This is a genomic window from Myxococcota bacterium, assembly GCA_035498015.1.
Taxonomy (GTDB): Bacteria; Myxococcota_A; UBA9160; order SZUA-336; family SZUA-336; genus VGRW01.
Genome location: DATKAO010000018.1, coordinates 49,568 through 67,464 on the forward strand (window position 1 = coordinate 49,568; position 17,897 = coordinate 67,464).

Sequence of the window (17,897 nt, forward strand, 5' to 3'; positions counted from 1 at the left end):
ACGATTTCGGGTGGTCCCGTGTGTTCCCGCGGAGTTGCTCGGTTAATTACCGTTCTTTTTCCGGCAACGCCGCCAGGCGATAGCCCACGCCGTGGAGGCTTTCGAGCACCCAGGCCGAGCTGCCCAGCTTGCGCCGGATCCCCTTCACATGGGTGTCGACCACGCGGGGGGTCCGGGCCGCGCCATCGGGCCAGATCTCGGTGAGGATCTCCTCGCGGGTGAACACGTGGGTAGGGCGGCGCAGCAGCAGCCCGAGCAGCGCGAACTCGATCTCGGTCAGCGCGACCGCGTCGCCGTCGGCCAGCACCGAGCGGCGGCCGGGATCGAGGCTGATCGGCCCGTGCGCGAGCGGCGGCTCGGGCGCGCTGCGCTCGCCGTCGGCCCGGCGCAAGAGCGCCCGCACGCGCAGCGCGAGCTCGCGCGGGAAGAACGGCCGCACCACCACGTCGTCGGCGCCGGCCTCGAGCGCCAGGATCCGGTCCAGGTCCGAGGTGCTGCGAGTCACGACCAGAATGGGCACGTCCTTCGCGTCGGGGTTCTCGCGGATCGCGCGGCAGACCGCGAAGCCCGACTGGTCGCGCAGGAACATGTCGAGCACCACGGCGTTGGGCGCCGAGTCACGCAGCCGCTCGGCGGCCTCGCTGGCGGTCGAGGCTTCCGCAAGACTGAATCCCGCCCCGGACAGACAGCTCTCCAGCTCGGCTCGGCCAGCCGGATCCGAATCGACGACGAGCACACGCGCCACGCCTCCCGTGTAGCAGGCCAAGGGAGCGTTACTGCCAAGGATCCGTGCGAAGCTCGTGAAGTCTCTGCGTCGAGCCTTCGGCAAACCGCCATCTGACCGTCACGGAGCGCCCTCGGGTGAGTGCTAACCTGCCGTTTCATGTCACGGGTCGCTCTCGGAGCGCTGGCGGCGCTCGGCGCCGCAGTGATCGCCGCGGCCGTGTGGCTCCGGCCCGCGCCCGAGGTCGCGCCGGCGCCCGCTCCGAAGCCGCGAGCTGCGGCCGACGCACCGCCCGCACCCGCCGAGAACGCCCGGCCAGCGGCGGCTGCCGTCGTCGAGCCCCCGGCCGTCGCGCCGCCTCCCCCCAATTCCGCGTCGCGGACTTACGGCGCGTCGCCGGCCGAGATCCAGCTCATCGGGCTCGAGGAGGAGGCCCTGCGGCGGATCGACGTGGAGGCCGTGCTCGAGGCCGCCGGCGTCGACGTCCACGCGCTCAAAGCCCGCCCCGATGCTGCGGAAATCCTGCGCCACGTGGCCGCCGACGAGCTCATGACCCGCAGCTACATGCGCGACTACTTCAACGACACGACCTTCCCGTACGGCTACCCGACCGAGAACGCGACCCGCGATGCGCGCGCGCACGCGGAAGGCATGATCGCCCAGCTGACCGTCGAGGGCCGGGTGGAATCTCTCACTCACGACCTCGAGTCCGACGACGTGGAGATGCCGGAGCCCAAGGTCTACCCGGAATCCAGTGGCCGCATCTGGACTCCTCCGTCAGAGCAACCGTGAGCACACGGTTCCTTCACGCCGAGTTCGCATAATCGTCACGGTCGATCCACTGCTGCGACACCCTCGCTGCCTAGTCTTCGCACGATGGAAGGCCACCAATCGGCGCTGATTTTCGCGCTGGGGCACATGACCATCGAGGGTAAGGTCACGATGAGCCTGCTCTTCGTGCTCTCGCTGCTCTCGTGGGCCGTGATCTTCAGCAAGTGGATTGCCGTGATCCGGCAGCGCCGCGCGATGCGCCGGTTCGACGAAGCCTACGCCGAGCTGCAGGACTCACTGACGCTCGACACCGAGGCGAAAGGTCTGGCGCAGGCGCCGGCGCTGACCGTGTACGAAGCCATGCGCGAGGAGATCGACCGGCAGACGGCGAAGGGCGCGCGCTCTCTGTCGGAGCGCAACCTGCCGTCGCTGCACGCGGTGCTCGAGAAGAGCGTGAACATCGAGTCGCTGGCGCTCGAGTCCGGCACGATCGTGCTGGCGATGGCGATCTCGGGCGGTCCGTTCATCGGACTCACCGGCACGGTGTTCGGCGTGATGGAGACCTTCTCGGGCGTCGCGCAGGCCGGTCAGGCGAACCTGGCCGCGATGGCGCCCGGCGTCGCGGGCGCGCTGGTCAACACGATCGTGGGCCTGGTCGTCGCGATCCCGGCGCTGTTCGCGTACAACCTGATCACCAAGTCGATCCAGGGCATCCAGGTCGCGCTCACGGGCTTCGCGACCGACCTCGAAGCGCGCGTGATCTCCGAGCACTACCGCGGCGAGCGGGGCGAGCGCGACGTGCCCAAGCTCGCGGCGAGTCACTGAGGCAGGTGACCCGTGAAAGCCCCTCAGCGCGGCGGCGTCGTCGCAGACATCAACATCACCCCGCTGCTCGACCTGGCGTGGGTGCTGCTCGTGATCTTCATCCTCACGACCACCACGATCGTGCAGGGCATCGACCTCAAGCTCCCCGACGCGTCCAAGGAGCAGAAGCAGGAGATTCCGACCGAGGTCGTGACCATCTCCCTCGACCAGACGGGCACGATCTTCGTCAACGAGGAGCCCATGCCGCTGGAGCGGATGATGGAGAAGCTCCGCCTGTACAAGCTCGCGAACCCTGATTTGCCGGTGATCCTGCGCGCGGACAAGCGGCTCTACTACGAGCAGGTCGTGAAAGTGCTCGACGGCATCAAGCGCGTGCCCGTCGAGAATCTGGCCGTGGCCACGGAGGTGGAATGACTCCCCAGCAGTCGACTCAGAAGAAGAAACGGAAGCGCGGCTCGAACCTGCCGGTCGTGATCGGCTTGGTGGTCGGCATTCATGCCGTGATGGGCGGCGGACTCTACGCACTCACTCAGACCGACGCCGGTCAGGAGTTCATCCGCATCCACAAGATCAAGTTTCTCGAGCCCGAGCAGGAGAAGCAGGAAGAGGCCAAGGCCCCGGAGCCGCCGCCTCTGCCGCCGCCCATCCAGCAGCAGGTCGAAGCTCCCACGGTGAGTGCAGCGCCGGCCCCGACCACCAGCGCGCCGTCGGTCTCGATCGGCGGCGGCGGCGGTACGAACTGGAGCGGTGGCAAGTTCATCGGCGGGCTCGAGGACGGCCCGATGGGCGCGTTCCACGCCGGCGTGCTGGGGCGGATCCGCAGCTGCTTCGGCAGCTGGACCGGACCGTCTCGTCCGGCCGAGGTCGCGCTCGACGTGAGTCACGAGGGATCGGTCGTCTCGTACAAGCTCGTCCACGGCACCGGATCGACCGCCGAGGACGACCAGCTCATGGACGCGGTCCGCTGCGTCCAGCAGAAGGGCGTCGGTGCTCCCCCCGAAGGCGTCGGACGCGTCGTGACCCTGCGCCTCCGGCCGTCCCACGGGGTCGCCAGTGGTCAGGGTTAGCCAGCAGCTGCTGTCCGTCCTGCTGTCCGGGCTGATCGCGGGACTCGGACCCGCCTCCGCGCTCGCGAACCCGGCGGGCGGGGTCGTGCAGGGCGGCGCCGCCACGATCTCGGGTCAGGGCACCTCGAACGTCACGATCAACCAGACCTCGAATTCCGCGGTGCTGTCCTGGCAGAGCTTCAACATCGCGCCCGGAGAGAGCACCAACTTCGTGCAGCCGAGCGCCCGCGCGCTCGCGCTGAACCGCATCCTCGATGGCCAGGCCTCGCAGATCCTCGGCAACCTGAACGCGAACGGCCGCGTGTATCTCATCAACCCGAACGGCATCCTGTTCGGGCAGGGCGCCGTGGTGAACGTGGGCGGCCTCGCGGCGGCCACGAACGCGCAGGTCACCAACCTGGTGAATGCGCAGGTCGATGCGGCGGCCAGCGCGCAGGGCGCCCCGGGCGCGAGCATCACCAACCAGGGCCGCATCAACGTGGCGCCGGGGGGTGACGTGTATCTGGTCGGCGCCAAGGTCGAGAACTCGACGACCGGAGTGATCCACGTCGACGGCGGCACCGTGACGGTGGCGTCGGGCGCCACGCTCACGCTCGCGGGCGAGGATGGCGTGGCGGTCGAGTATCAGGTGCCGACCACTCCGGACAACACGGCGGTGAACCTGGGCCAGATCCTTGCGGACAAGGGCACGGCCGACATCCGCGCCGCGGTCGTGCGCCAGGGCGCGGCGCAGGCGAGCGCCGCGGTGGAGATCGACGGACAGATCGTGCTGGTCGGTGACTCCGTGCGGGTCGCGGGAGACACCGCGACCGACAACGGCAAGGTGGGCGTGACTGCGCTGAATGGCGACGTGGAGATCGCCGCCGGCGGCAACGTGCGCAGCAACACCGGGGACATCGCGGTGACTGCGGGTCGCGACGTGACCTTCACCTCGACCGACCGGGCCCACGACAGCGTGATCGAGACGGGCAGCGGCAACATCGACGTGGTCGCCGAGCGCGACGTGAACCTGCAGCCCAACGTGAACGCGGCCGGGAACACGGCGATCCGCACGCGCGGCATCGACGTCGAGCAACCGGACGGCACTGTCGTGCACGAGAAGGGCGACGGCGGCAACGTGGTCGTGATTGCGAAGACCGGCAACGTGAACGCAGGCACGGCTGATCGCTGGGTCGACTCCGTGCCGCCGCTCGAGCGCACGGCCTTCGGAACGTTCGGCCTCGACTACCCCAAGAACTTCGACCCGCTCCCCGTCGACCCGCGCGGGATCCTCGGCATCGGCTCCGAAGCCGGCGGCAACGTCACGGTGATCGCGGGTGGCAACGTCGCGACCCGCCGCACCGACGTGAACGTGACTCGCACCGGTGGCAGCGCCACGGCCCTCCCACCGTCGGACCCCGACGCACCGCTCCCGTTCGACTACGACGGGAGTCACATCGGCGTGTTCGGTCAGGCCTATACGACCCTCGAGCTGCCGCCCTTTGCCTTTCCGGTGAACAGCCTGCGGATCCCCGTCGCCAACGCGCCCAAGGCCAAGCTCACGGTGATTGCGGGCGGCGACATCACCGGCGACTACATGATTCGCAACGGCACGGCGACGCTGCGCGCCGGCTACGCACTCGCACCCGACGCCCTCCCGCAGGTCGCCGCCGACCCGGGCGCGCTGGCGGCGATCGAGGCGAGCAGCAATCATGCCGATCCCACCAGCCAGTTCCACTTCTCCGATGCCGCGACCGCGGACCCCTCGCGCGGCTGGCTCGGCAGCCTCGGCAGCCCGCTCACGCTCGACATGGTCTTCGCTTCGGTCGACGGGCGCGGCGCCAACGGAGTCGCACTCCGCGCGGCGGAGAACCCGTCGCTCGTCTACCCGTCGTCGAACATCAACGCGAACGGCACCGCCAAGCTGCCGACCTACGGCGAGGACGACACTCTCGCGCTGGACGCCGAGCGCGGCGACGTGGTCCTGCTCGGAACGGACACCGTGTTGCGGGAGGCCGGGAGCACGGCGACCACCACGCCCAACCCGTTCGTCCTGATGCTGCCTCCGAGTGTCTCGATCGCGACTCACGACTTCACGCGCAACGTCGGGTCGGAGGTCGAGTCGCGGTCCGGCGATCTCGTGATCCTGAACGACTTCCAGATGCTTCCCTCCGAACAGGGGGGCCTGTCACTGAACGTCGCGGGCGAGGTGCGGACCGCAGGCGTGGCTGCGAGCGGCAAGGCCAAGGTGCAGATCGACGTGCAGTCGTTCGGCGCCTCGGGCGACCAGAGCTTCACTCTGCTGCCGGGGCTCAAGCTGCGCGACACCGCGAACGGCGCCGAGTACACGCTGGACGGCCAGATCTCGATGCAGCCGCGCCTCCCGCCCACGCCGGCTCAGGGCTCCGTCCAGTTCAACATCTCGCCCGACGCCCTGGCGCACGGAATCACCATTCCCAAGGGTACGGTGGTCGTCGCTCAGAACGGGACGCGCTACACGACCGACCGCGAGCTGGTGATTCCGCCGCCGGCACAACGCCCGCGGCAGACCCAGGTGGTCCTCACACTCGCCCAGGCGCCCTCGGGCCCGGTCACGGTGGCGGCGACCGCGAAGCTCGTGGGCCCCGACGGAGCGCTCTACAACCTCGACCAGGCCGTGAACTTCAAGGCGGGGCAGACGTCGGCGCTCGTCACGGTCACCGCGCAACAGGGCGGCGGCAAGGACTTGCGCCCCGGTCAGCTCCAGCTCGCAGCGCCGGTGGCCGAGTTCCCGGGGCTCACCGCGACGAACATCACGATCAGCACGCGCAAGGCCATCACCGCAGTCACTGTGACTGCGGAGGATACGGGGCTGGACGGGAACTCGCTGCCTCGTCGGGTCGCGGGCCTCGAGACTCCGATTCCCGGCGTCATCTCGGTCACGAACTCCTCGGCGCTGAGCAACGGGAGCGACCTCGCAGAGTTCGGCAAGGTCGTGGGCGGGGGTGTGTCGCTGCCGACGATCTCCGCGCTGACCGTGCTGGGTCCTGCCGGTGTGGCGCCGCAGGGCTCGACCCTGGTGATCGAGCCCGGTCAGAACCTGCCTGCCGGGATCTCCACGGAGGACATCGTGATCACGGCGGGCGGCAAGGTCGGTGGCAGTGACGCGCTCGTGCCGGCGGTGTTCCGAACGCTGCAAGTGACTCACGACGACGCGGGCAAGGTCTCGACCCGGGTCGATCCCGCGCGCGGCGAGCTCCTGGTGCTCGATCCGAGCCTGGTGTGGACCTCGTCGGCATCGGCGCCTTCTGGGCTCTCTGCCACGGCGCACATCGTGCAGTCACGCGCGAGTCCCGACATCGACGGACGCGGTGGCGCGGTCTTCAACTACGCGGACTACTACACGACCTGCCGCTCCGGCGCCGCCTGCCGCATGCAGGACCCGGTGAACGTGGACCCGAACGGCGTGCCGCTTCCGACCACGCTCCGGGGAACCGGCCCGACTCACTCCGACAACCCGTCGCCTGCCCTCTTGCTCGCGTACGGCGGATACCACCGGATCGGCTTCGATCTCGCCGAGTCGGCCACCGTGTGGAGTGGGAAGAACGTCGTCGACCTGCAGCTCAAGGCGCAGAACACCTCGGCTACGGACCTGACTCAGATCGTCGTGCCGTACGGCAACGCCACGTTCGGCGCAGGTACCGAGACACTCGTCGACCACCAGCTCGGGTCCCCGGTCAACGTGGAGCTTCCGGACGATCCGGGCGCCGGCATGAACGTGAGTGGTCCGGGCCGGGCGCGCATGCTCGTCGGCGTTGCGCCGCACGTGGATCCGATCGAGGGCTTCGAAGGCCCGCTTGCGGCGCTCGTGCCTGCGCCCGTCGACCCGCAGGACGACGGGATCCGGCTCGCGGACTGGACCGGGAGCGCGGAGTCATTCACGGGTCTGGACGAGCGCGGGAAGCTGCCGGGCACCGGCGACGGTGTCCTGACCGCGAGCGAGGCGCCCTGGGTGCCGACCGCGAAGGCGCTCGACGGCACCGCGCTCGCCCCGGGCAGCGCGGGAAGGCTCGAGCTCGACGACGTCGGTGGCGGGGCACTGGGGTCCGTCGCCGAGCCGCTGATTCTGGGGCTGCTCACGTCCGGTAACGCGAGCAACGCGGCACTGGCGCGCGGGGGTGCGAGTCTCGAAGTGGTCACTGCGGGTGACGTGCTGATGCACCGCTTCGGTGCCGTGGGCGCCATCCAGGGCGGCGACCTCAGCGTCACGAGCGTGGCGGGTCAGATCACCGCCACGCAGCCGCCGTCGACTTACACGCGCCAGCGCGGCTTCCTGACGATGAACGCCGAGGGCTCCACGAACGAGCCCGAGGGCGGCGGGAAGATCTCGCTCGACGCGAGCGGCGACGTCGACACCGGCGGCTCGGCCGTGGCGACGCTCTCGTCGTCGGACATCGCCATCACGACGCGGACCGGCTCCATCACCGCCGGGCACGGCGAGAAGTTCGAGATTCGGGGCATCGGCTACGACCCGGTCACAGGGACTCCCCAGATCTCGTACGCGGGTGCCGGCTTCTTCGCGTCCGGCGACGGCAACGTCAAGCTGACCGCGCGGAAGGACATCAACCTCGGGGCGGGCATCCGGGCGCAGGGCATCCAGCTCACCGCCGGCGGGAACATCACGGCGGGCACGGGCTCTGCGCAGGCGTCGACGATCTCGATCGACGCCGGCGGAACCATCAGCGGTCACATGTCGGCGACCAGCATCAGCATCGGCAGCGGAACGGTCTCGTCGGGAGCCACGCTCACGGCCGGCGTCGTGTCTGGAGCGGGCGGGTCCGTGTCCAATACCGGCGCGAATCAAGTGAGCGCAGGCAGCGTGCTCTCGGGCTCGAGCCCGCAGGCGGGCTCGATCACAGAGACGGCCGCGGGCGCGGCTCAATCGGGCCTGCGCAGCGTGATCATCGACATCAGCTCACGCCCCTGCGAATCGCAAGAGTGCCGCTAGCGGGGCTTCCGCGTCGGAAGCAAAGCAAAAGCGACGGTTTTGTGAGTGCCGATGCCCGTTTTATGGAGATTCGCGTAACCCAGTTCCGCAGTGAATTCGCCCGCTTATACTGCCCGCGATCCAAAAAAGTGTAGATCGTTCTGCTTCGCGTGTTGGCCTTAATCCTTGGAGGGAATGAAATGCATCGCAACTTGTCCCCCTGGCTCCGGAGGGGCGTCGTGGCCGTGGCAGGCTTCGCGCTCTTGTTCGGGGCCTCGCTCAGCGCTCGAGCGGGCTCGCTCGTCGGCGTATACCAGAAGAACGGCTTCGAGTATCTCGTGAACCTGGGCACCGGCGTCGGGCCACTCACTTACGACGCGAACATCACCGAGTTCGGAGGCTCCACCGCCGGTGCGCTCTTCAGCGTCGTCGGCGTCGTCGACCGCAACCTGGTGGATGACTTCGGAAGCGCGATCGGCAACATCGAGTACAGCAAGACCGGCTCGCCAGGCTCGCTCAGCGACGACGCGATCCTCACGGCGGGAACCCGCGTCGCGGGCTTCGGCACTTCGGACTCGTGGTTCGACCTGATCCCGGCGATCGCCAACGGCGCGCCCGGGACTCACACCACGATTCCCAACAACCTCGTCAACTCCTTCGCGGTGCGAGTCGACAACACCTTCTTCGGCGCCTTCCCCTTCTCGATCGCCGGGACGATCGCAGCCGACGGCACGCTCACGACCTCGGTGTACCAAGCCATCTCGAGCAGTGACGTCAACGGCACGCCCCAGGTGAACAGCTTGCTCGTGACTCTGCATGTGACACCCACGGGTCTGGCTCCGGAGCCCATGAGCATGGTGCTGATCGGCGTGGCCCTCGCGGGCGTCGCCGCCGTGCGCCGCCGCTCCGCCTGATCGCTCGACTCACTTTCCGCATCAAGCGAACCCTCTCGTAACCCCTTTGTGGAGAACCTACAGATGACCCTTGCCCGAAAATCGATCAGCTGGGTGATCGCGGCCGGCCTGATGGTCGGCTTGGCCTCACCCGCCTTTGCCTTGAATCCCTCGACGACCAGTGACGCAGGCACCGATCGCGACGGTCTGCGCACCGGTGGCTGCACCGGCTGCTTCGACGCGCAGATGCAGGCCGCGATCGCGAGCTTCGCCAGCATCAACCGCGTGTTCCGCATCTGTCAGAAGGGCGCGGCGCTGACCGGCGACAACTGCGACGGCAGCGGCAACGGCGTCCTGGCTCAGTTCATCGAGCTCCAGGGCGTGCTGCGCAACTCGAGCACCGACCCGCTCGGGCTCGGCGTTCCGGGCGGATCGCCGAACGACCCCAACCAGCTCGTGACTTACCGCATCTCCGGCAACGGCTCCGGCAACGGTCTGGCGTGCGCGTCCGGCTCGGGCCCGACCGGGATCGGCTTCATCGCGCCCGAAGGCTTCGACGGCATTCCGAACACCGCCGACGACGCCGGAGGCAATGGCGTGAACACCTTCGGACAGCCCGGCCCCGGCACCAACAACGGCCTCCCGGGAGCGACCGGCGACCCCAACGACACCGCGCCGGCGATGACCGCGTGTGACACGAAGCTCCGCAAGTCGGACGGCGCCGCGAACGGCTACGCGTTCACGTTCCCCGGGAGCGTCGCCGAGCCCGACACGGCCTATCCCGCGCGACTGACTCAGGAGTTCTGCATCATCAACGTCGACAAGGCTCCCGGCGACAAGCAGATCCTGAACGATCGCGTCGGCGCTGCGGCACCGGGCGTGATCACCAAGCTCGGTCAGCTCAACGCTGCCAACGAGACCACCAACCTCACCATGTCCTGCGACACGGGTTTCGCGGATCTTCCGCCGACGGACTTCATCCAGGCCTCGTTGAACACGCTCACGTTCGCGAACCAGGACACGTTCGGCGCGCAGATCTTCAAGATCGTCGCGAGCAAGGACGTCCACGCGAACGGAACCAACAACAAGAAGGTGCAGCTCGCCAAGCCCCAGATCGAGGGCATCTTCAACGCATGGTCTGGGCAGACCACCTGCAGCTGGCAGCAGGTCGGCGCTGACTCGGGCACTCACCACGTGGCCGGTCCGCCGCTCTCCGGAACGGACATGAACGTGTGCTACCGCGCGCTCGGCTCGGGCACGCGAGAGGTGTTCCGCAACACGTGGGACGCGAATACCAAGGGCGATGCCAACCAGGGCCAGGGCAGCACGGTGGGCATCACGAACACCTGCGCTCAGCGGCTGGGCTCGATCACCGCGCCGGCGAACACGCCGTTCCGCAAGACTCTGATCGAGAACGGTGGAACGAACGACGTGAAGACGTGCGTGAGCACCAACCTGGGCGCAGTCGGCTACGTCGACGGGTTCATCAATACGGATCCCGCCAATCCCCTCTTCTATGGGGTTCCCGTCGACGGCGTGGACCCGGACACGAACGACCTGAAGCTGCTCACTCGCTGCGGCCTCTACCGGTACTGGGGCCCGCTCGCGGGCGGCACCGGCGGTCGCCTGGGTGGCATCGCCACGGATCCCAAGACGGGTCACCGCTTCGCGATGAAGGTGGCGCAGATCTTCGTGACCAACGAGTCATATCTGCCCTCGAACGGCCTGAACTACAACAAGACCGCAACCGACGGCGCGAGCGTCACTCAGTTCGTCTCGCCGGCGTTCCCCGCGGCCGATGCGTGCCCCGGGTCGATCAACCCGCCCGGCACCATTCCCGGTGTCGCTCCGTGATGTCTGAGACACACAGGCTCTAAAGAGAGCCTGGGCACTTCGGGGGCCTGGATCCGATTGCGGATCCAGGCCCCCTTCGCTTTTGAATCTCACGGTTCCTTCGCGAACGCGGAGAGACTCACACGCAACCTTCACAGAACCGAGAGATCTCCTTCACGAGAGCGCTACAGAGCAGGTGCTAGGTTGCCTGGGGATGCGGGGCCGGGAGCTCATTGCAGTTCTATTTGTCGTGGTGTCGTTCGCGCTCGCCCGGACGGCGAGCGCCGACGACGCCGGTGCGTCGACGTTCGCCTCGGGTGAGCGTCTGTACCGCACGCGCAAGTGGACGATGGACGAGATCCCGGTGCCGGCGCGACCCGTGGCGCGAGCTGCGCCCGAGGTCAAGGCTCCGAACGGCCCGGTCTTCGCGATCCGCCGCTTCGAGATCGTCGGAAACACTCTTCTGCCCAGGGACGAGGTCGACAAGACGCTCGCGCCCTACGTGACTCCCAAGGCGACCTTCGACACGATCGAGCAAGCGCGCGACGCGCTGCAGCAGCGCTACGCGAGCGACGGCTTCATCGCGGTGGCGGTCGGCGTGCCACCGCAGACCGTCGAGAGCGGGAGCGTGCGCCTCGACGTGGCCGAGGCGCGCATCGGCAACGTCACGGTCGAGAACGAAGGCCAGCGCTGGATCTCCGACGCACGCGTCCGTGCGCTGACTCCTCACATCCAGTCCGGCGCGATCCTGCGCGAGTCGGACCTGCGCCAGGACCTGACCGCGGCCAACACGAGCGCCGATCGCATCATCCGGCCGGTGCTGACCGCGGGCAAGCAGCCGGGGATCGTCGACGTGAAGCTGATCGTCGACGACCAGGCGCCCGTGCACGCCTCGGTGAATCTCGACAACGACCGCACCCCGGGATCGCCTCACTCCCGCCTCGAGACGAACTTCAACTACAACAACCTCTGGGACCTCGACCACGCGCTGGGTCTCACCTACATCACGTCTCCCACCGACTCCAGCGCGGTGCTGATCGGCACCGCCAACTACAGCGCGCCGATGCCCTGGAACCCGAACGAGCAGCTCATGGGTTACTGGGCCTACTCGGACACGTTCAGCAACGTGCCGCTGGTCCCGGGTCTGGGCAGCCTCGGCAACGGGCAGAGCTTCGGCCTGCGCTACAACGTCGCGGCGCCGGATTTCTCGGTCTGGGAGAAGCCGGTACGCGCCGGAATCACCGCGGGCGTCGACTACAAGGACATCCACAGCACGCTGCGGCAGGACTCGAACGACCCGAACCAGTCGGGCGCCGAGATCAAGACCCCGATCCGCTACCTCCCGTTCCTGCTCAACCTGTGGACGAGCTACACCGGCCGCGACGACTTCCTGGCCGCGTCGGTCGGCGATCACTGGAACTACGCAGGGCTCGTCTCGGGCGGCAGCAGCGACGACTTCCGCGCGAATCGCTCCGCGAACAACGTGGATGGCAACTACCACGTCATGGTGTGGACCGCCGACTGGCGGCACCGGCTCTCGATGGCCGACGGCGAGAGCTGGCTGGCCAACCTGAGTCAGTCGGCGCTCGGTCCGCTATGGCCGCACACGGGCATCCCTCCCGAAGCGATCGGCTTGTTCGACGACTGGGCGCTCAGCGTGCACGTCAACGGCCAGCTCGCGAGTCAGCCGCTGATTCCCACCGAGCAGTACGCCGCGGGCGGCGTGAGCAGCGTGCGCGGCTACCTGCAGAGCGAGATCTTCGGCGACTCCGCCTGGGCTTTCAACATCGAGCTCTGGACGCGCCGTTACTCGTTCCCGATCGGCGCGGCCGGCTATCCGTTCGACCTGCGGCCCTCGGCGTTCTGGGACCACGCCTGCATGCACAACCTCGATCCCGGCGAAGGCGAGAAGTCGGGTCAGTGCATGTCCTCGGTCGGTCTGGGGCTGCAGCTCGCGGTCACACGCTGGTTCACGGGTCAGCTTTATCTCGCCGACCCGCTCGACACCACCCCCAATACGACGGCCGGCAACGTCCGGCTCCATTTCCGCCTGACGGGCGGCTTCTGATCTCGGAGGACCCATGCACCACCGCGCCGCCCGATGCCTCTCTTTGGCCGCCGTTGTGACACTGTACTGTGTCACAGGCATCGCCTTCGCCGACGATGCGCAGCCTCCGAAGCCCTCCGACGCCGCGGCCGGCATGCTCGATGCGATGCGCGAGAAGGGCATCATCACCGAGGCCGAGTACGAGGATCTCTACAAACGCCAGGCCCTGTACGAGATGGAGCAGAAGGAGGCCTCGGCGCTGCCCGCCTGGCTGCGCGACTGGACCTTCGGCGGTGACGCCGGCGTGCGCTTCGACGAAGTCGACCGCGGCGGCAAGATCAAGCTGAACAAGCCGCTCTTCTCGAGCCAGGACCCGGTGAATCTCACCGACGGGACCGCGAGCGCGAAGCGCGACCGCTTCCGCTTCCGGCTGCGGCTCGGCGCCGAGCGCAAGCTCGGCGACGATTTCCTGGTCGGCTTCCGGATCGCCACGGCCCAGGCCAGCGCCTTCGGCGTCGACGCGAGCAGCCAGAACACGCTCGGCGTCAACTTCTCGCGCCGCTTCAACACGGACCCCCGGTCCGCGTGGGTGACGGCGGGTGACTACTTCGCGCCGAAGGGCATTGCGGTCGACCGGATCTACATCCAGTGGGCGCCGCACCTCGTCGACGGCCTCTCCTTCCAGGTCGGCAAGATGGAGAACGCTTTCTGGTCGCGTGACTTCTCCGGCGACATCATGGTCTGGGACCACGACATCAGCCCCGAGGGCGGGCTGATCCAGTACGGCCACAGCTTCTTCGGCGAGCGAATGTGGGTGCACGTGCGCGGGTCGTACTTCCAGGTCGACGAGGTCCCGAACGCGACCATCCCGGGTCCGCTGCCCGCCACCGACGGCAGCTCGACCTTCCCGCCCGACGTGGACGAGAAGGACCCGTTCATGTACGCGGCACAGGTCGATTTCTCGGGCGACGTGACTCCCTGGCTGCGCGCAGGTGCGCGCGTGTCCTACTACGACGTGAAGGACGTGAACATGCGGTTTGCCGCCGCGAGCGAGGATCTCGGAAACGGCGGCGCGTCGATCAAGAACAACCCGCTGCTCGCGATCTTCACGCCGGCGCTCACCGACGGCCGCTCGCGGGGTGAGATGCGCGAGATCGTCTACGACATGTTCATGAAGTTCACGCCCTGGGAAGGCTGGTCGCTCACGCCGTGGTTCCAGCTCACGCACATGTTCGAGGTGTCGAGCGAGAACTACGGCTACGACACCGGCTTCGACCTCCTCGCGCCCACCAATACCAAGCTCACCTTCATGTGGGCGTCGATGCCGAGGAACGGGACGATGGCGGTGTTCACCGACTCCGACTTCTTCGACGGCTACACGAACGCGCGCGGCTGGGGGCTCAGCCTGGAGCAGGCGATCAACCGCTGGGTGTCGCTGCGCGGCAGCTATCTCTCGTCCACCGAGCGCAGCAAGAACTGCGGCGCTTTCGAAGGCTCGGGAGCGAGCCAGCTCTGTGACACCGCCTTCTGGGGAGGCACCCCACCTTCCGCGCTCGGCAACTTCCGCCGCCAGGTCCTCGACCGGGATCGCATCCTGGTCGACCTCTTGGTCAAGTTCTGACTCCCGTGCGAACGCTGGCAGTCACACTCGCGTTCGCGCTGACTCTCGCGAGCTCGCTCTCGTGCAAGCCCGAGGACCCGGCCCCGCTCGAAGCCGAGCGCGCGAAGCTTTTGGAGAGCACGGTCCCGAAGGACGACTACTGGCGCGAGGTCGAGCGCAAAGGAAGCGCGCTCAAGACCCAGAAGGCCGCGGCTCAGCGCAGCGCGCGCGCCGCCGCGGACCGAGCGCAGATCGAGCCCGCCATCGAGCAGATGCGCAAGGCGCTTGCCGACGCCAAGCAAGTCAATGCGCAGGTCGAGGAGCAGGTCGCCGGCCTGGACGCGCAGAGCAAGAAGCTGCACGCGCGCCAGCAGGAGCTGGAGAGCTATCTCGCGCGCACCGGTCCGCCCGACGTCGGGGCCAAGAAGCCGTGACTCGCCGCGCCGGCGCGCTCGTGCTCGCGCTGCTGCTGCTCGGCTGCGGCGAGGACAAGGTCACTCCGCTGCGCGAAGAGATCGCGAAGCTGAAGAAGGAGCGCGTGCCCGCCGAGCAGCTCGAGACGGCCAAGAAGGAGGCCGGCGAGGCCGAGACGTCGCGAGACGCGGCGCTTGCGCGCGCGGATGCCGACGAGGCCGGGATCGCCGCGCAGCGCGCGGAGCTCGAGCGCCTGCGTGGCGCCCTGCAGCACGAGGTGGACCGGAACACGGAGCTGAGAGCGGCCATCGACGCGCGCCAGCAGCCGCTCGCGAACGCCGTGTCGGGAGTCAATGACCTCGAGGTGCGCGCGAACGAGCGGCGCCGCTATCTGACGACGCTGCGCGATCAGGCGAAGGCGCTCGCGAAGGCGCTCACGCCCGAAGACCCCGCCTGGGCCGACAAGCGCCGGCTCGCGGCCGTCGGCGACTTCGAGCGCGCGCTTCGGGAGCAGCTCCCCGGCGAGCCACAGGTCCAGGACCTGGGCCGGCAGCTGGTGGCGACCCCGCCCGACAAGGCGGCGCTCGTCGCTTCGCTGCAGTCCGTCGCCGAGCTCCTGGACCGCAGGGTCGGGGAGGCGGCCTCGGCGGCCGCCGCAACGGGCAAATGACCGCGTCGCTCGCGCAGCGACTCACTCGGCTCGCGCCCGGCCTCGTGCTGGTGGCGTGCGCCGCCGTGCTGTACGCGCGCAGCCTGTCCGCGCCGTTCGTGTTCGATGACCTGCCCTCGATCGTCGAGAACCAGAACGTCCGGGCGCTGTGGCCGCTCTCGCGCGCGCTCGGCTCTCCTGCGCAGTCGAGCGTCGCCGGGCGTCCGCTCGCCAGCCTGTCTTTCGCCGTCAGCTACGCCGCGTTCGGGCTCGATCCGCGGGGCTGGCGCGCGCTGAACGTGGCGCTGCACGCCGCGTGCGCGCTGCTGCTGTTCGGCCTGGTGCGACGCAGCCTCGAGCGAGTCACCGAGCGCGCCGGACTCGCCGGCTCGGCGCGCGGCCTCGCGTTCGCGAGCGCGCTGTTGTGGACCGTCCATCCGCTCGTGACCGAGTCGGTGGCCTACGTGACTCAGCGGACGGAGCTGCTCGTGGCGCTGGCGCTCCTCGGGAGTCACTACGCCGCCGTGCGCGGCTTCGAGCGCGAGCGCGCCGCTGAGTCGCCAGTGGCCTGGTTCGCGCTCGCGCTGGCCGCGGTCTGGCTGGGCGTGGGCGCGAAGGAGACCATGGTCGCCGCGCCGCCGCTGCTCTTGCTCTACGACCGTGCGTTCGCCTCCGGCAGCTTCGCGCAGGCGCTGCGCCGGCACCGCGCGGTGCACCTGGGGGCGTTCGCGAGCTGGCTGGCGCTGGGGGCGCTGCTCGCCATGGGTCCGCGCGACGCGACCGTGGGTTTCGGGCTGCCGATCTCCGCCGCGAGCTACGCGCTGACGCAGATCGGTGTCGTGGCCTGGTATCTCCGCCTTGCGCTCTGGCCCGCGCCACTGGTGATCGCGCACGACTGGCCCGTGGCGACCGGTCTTTCGGACGTGTGGCCGGCGCTCTGCGTGGTCGCCCCGCTGGTCGCGGCCAGCGTCTGGGCATGCGTGCGGCGGCCGCAGCTCGGATTCCTGGGCGCGTGGCTGTTCGGGATCCTTGCGCCCACCTCGAGCGTCGTGCCGATCGTCTCGGAGCTCGCCGCCGAGCGCCGCATGTATCTCCCGCTCGCGGCGATCGTGGTGGCTGCCGTGCTGGCCGGCCACTCACTCCTGCGCGCGCGCGTTCCGCGTGGCGCGTTCGCGGCCCTCACCGCCGCCGCCGCACTCGCGCTCGCCGTGACGAGCGCTGCGCGGCTGGAGCTGTATCGCTCGACGATCACGCTCTGGTCACAGGTGCTCGAAATCTATCCCGAGCACCGGCTGCGTGACCGCATCGAGACCACGATCGGGCTCGAGCTCGCGCGCGAGCAGCGGCTCGCGGACGCGCTGCCGCACCTGCAGCGCGCCGCCGACCTGCGCCCGAGCGCGGCCGAGAACTGGGCCAACCTGGCGCGCGCGCACTTCATGATGGGTGACCTCGAGAAGGCTGCCGTGGAGTACCGGCAGGCGGTCGAGGCCAACCCGATCGACGGCGCTCAGCGGGGCAACCTGGGCCTGACCCTGGCCAAGCTGCAGCGCTGGCAGGAGGCGGAGCCCGAGCTCGAGCGGGCTCTCGAGCTGGATCCCGGAAACTCGACCGCGCGCACCGTGCTGGCCCGCGTGCTGGTTCACCTGGGGGAGGCGCAGGTCCTGGCCGGCGACCTGCCGGGGGCGATCCCGCGCTTCCAACGGGCCATCAGCCTCGACCCCAAGTTCTCCGCCGCGCAGCAGGACCTGGTCGAGACACTGATGCGCATGCGCCTCAAAGGAGCGCAGATGCCGGCGGTCGGCGAAGGACCGCACACGCCTTCGTGAGCGACCGTGCCCATTCGGCGGAGAAACGCGTAACCCCGTTCCAGGCCCGGGCGACTCTCTTATACTCCCGACACAGAACGGTTTCGCTCCCCGATGCCGTTCGTCGCACCGCCGCCCAGCCTGCCCGCAACCCTACGCGGCGGGTGCCTTGGGGCCTGGACTCCCCCCGGATGGTCCAGGCCCCTTCCCTTTAACGCGCTACCGTCGGGGCGATGCGGCTCCTGCCCGGCGCGGAATACTTCCGAGTCACCGAGCTCCCGGCCTACGAGCCGGAGGGCGCGGGCGAGCACCTGTGGCTGCTGG

General features: G+C 68.9%; 13 protein-coding genes. 12 read left to right on the plus strand and 1 reads right to left on the minus strand.

Translation table 11 applies throughout. The annotated features are described in order from the left end of the window. Positions 1 to 46: 46 nt before the first annotated feature. On the minus strand, positions 47 to 745 hold the full coding sequence (locus VMR86_01540; GenBank protein HTO05712.1) for a response regulator transcription factor: 699 nt from the start codon (positions 743 to 745) through the stop codon (positions 47 to 49). Positions 746 to 928: 183 nt separating this feature from the next. Here VMR86_01540 and VMR86_01545 point away from each other — a divergent pair, with 183 nt between their 5' ends. The 12 genes from VMR86_01545 (at position 929) to VMR86_01600 (ending at position 17,594) form a co-directional block, all read left to right on the plus strand. Beyond that, positions 929 to 1,516, plus strand: coding sequence for a hypothetical protein (locus VMR86_01545; protein HTO05713.1), 588 nt, complete (start codon positions 929 to 931; stop codon positions 1,514 to 1,516). A gap of 126 nt (positions 1,517 to 1,642) precedes the next feature. Continuing rightward, the gene (locus VMR86_01550; GenBank protein ID HTO05714.1) at positions 1,643 to 2,320 is read left to right on the plus strand and encodes a MotA/TolQ/ExbB proton channel family protein; all 678 of its coding nucleotides are present in this window, start codon (positions 1,643 to 1,645) and stop codon (positions 2,318 to 2,320) included. Between the two features lie 12 nt (positions 2,321 to 2,332). Further along, positions 2,333 to 2,734 (plus strand): biopolymer transporter ExbD, encoded by a 402-nt coding sequence (locus tag VMR86_01555; protein HTO05715.1) that lies wholly within the window; start codon positions 2,333 to 2,335, stop codon positions 2,732 to 2,734. Next, entirely contained in the window at positions 2,731 to 3,387 is a 657-nt protein-coding gene (locus VMR86_01560) for a hypothetical protein (protein ID HTO05716.1), read from the plus strand. Before VMR86_01555 ends, VMR86_01560 begins: the two co-directional genes overlap by 4 nt. After that, positions 3,374 to 8,353 carry a filamentous hemagglutinin N-terminal domain-containing protein gene (locus VMR86_01565; protein HTO05717.1) on the plus strand — a complete coding sequence of 1,660 codons (4,980 nt, stop codon included), beginning with the start codon at positions 3,374 to 3,376 and terminating at the stop codon, positions 8,351 to 8,353. Before VMR86_01560 ends, VMR86_01565 begins: the two co-directional genes overlap by 14 nt. Before the next feature lie 218 nt (positions 8,354 to 8,571). After that, complete coding sequence (locus VMR86_01570; GenBank protein ID HTO05718.1) at positions 8,572 to 9,246, plus strand: PEP-CTERM sorting domain-containing protein; 675 nt, start codon at positions 8,572 to 8,574, stop codon at positions 9,244 to 9,246. 63 nt (positions 9,247 to 9,309) lie between these two features. Continuing rightward, positions 9,310 to 11,079, plus strand: coding sequence for a hypothetical protein (locus VMR86_01575; protein HTO05719.1), 1,770 nt, complete (start codon positions 9,310 to 9,312; stop codon positions 11,077 to 11,079). 193 nt (positions 11,080 to 11,272) lie between these two features. Then, complete coding sequence (locus VMR86_01580; protein HTO05720.1) at positions 11,273 to 13,126, plus strand: POTRA domain-containing protein; 1,854 nt, start codon at positions 11,273 to 11,275, stop codon at positions 13,124 to 13,126. A 55-nt stretch (positions 13,127 to 13,181) separates the two neighbouring features. Continuing rightward, the gene (locus VMR86_01585) at positions 13,182 to 14,726 is read left to right on the plus strand and encodes a putative porin (GenBank protein HTO05721.1); all 1,545 of its coding nucleotides are present in this window, start codon (positions 13,182 to 13,184) and stop codon (positions 14,724 to 14,726) included. Between the two features lie 5 nt (positions 14,727 to 14,731). After that, positions 14,732 to 15,139, plus strand: a complete 408-nt coding sequence (locus VMR86_01590) for a hypothetical protein (GenBank protein HTO05722.1) — start codon at positions 14,732 to 14,734, stop codon at positions 15,137 to 15,139. Then, positions 15,136 to 15,789: a hypothetical protein gene (locus tag VMR86_01595; protein ID HTO05723.1), complete on the plus strand. Its 654-nt coding sequence runs from the start codon at positions 15,136 to 15,138 to the stop codon at positions 15,787 to 15,789. Before VMR86_01590 ends, VMR86_01595 begins: the two co-directional genes overlap by 4 nt. Further along, on the plus strand, positions 15,786 to 17,594 hold the full coding sequence (locus VMR86_01600; GenBank protein HTO05724.1) for a tetratricopeptide repeat protein: 1,809 nt from the start codon (positions 15,786 to 15,788) through the stop codon (positions 17,592 to 17,594). The genes VMR86_01595 and VMR86_01600 overlap by 4 nt, the downstream gene beginning before the upstream one ends. Positions 17,595 to 17,897 lie beyond the last annotated feature (303 nt).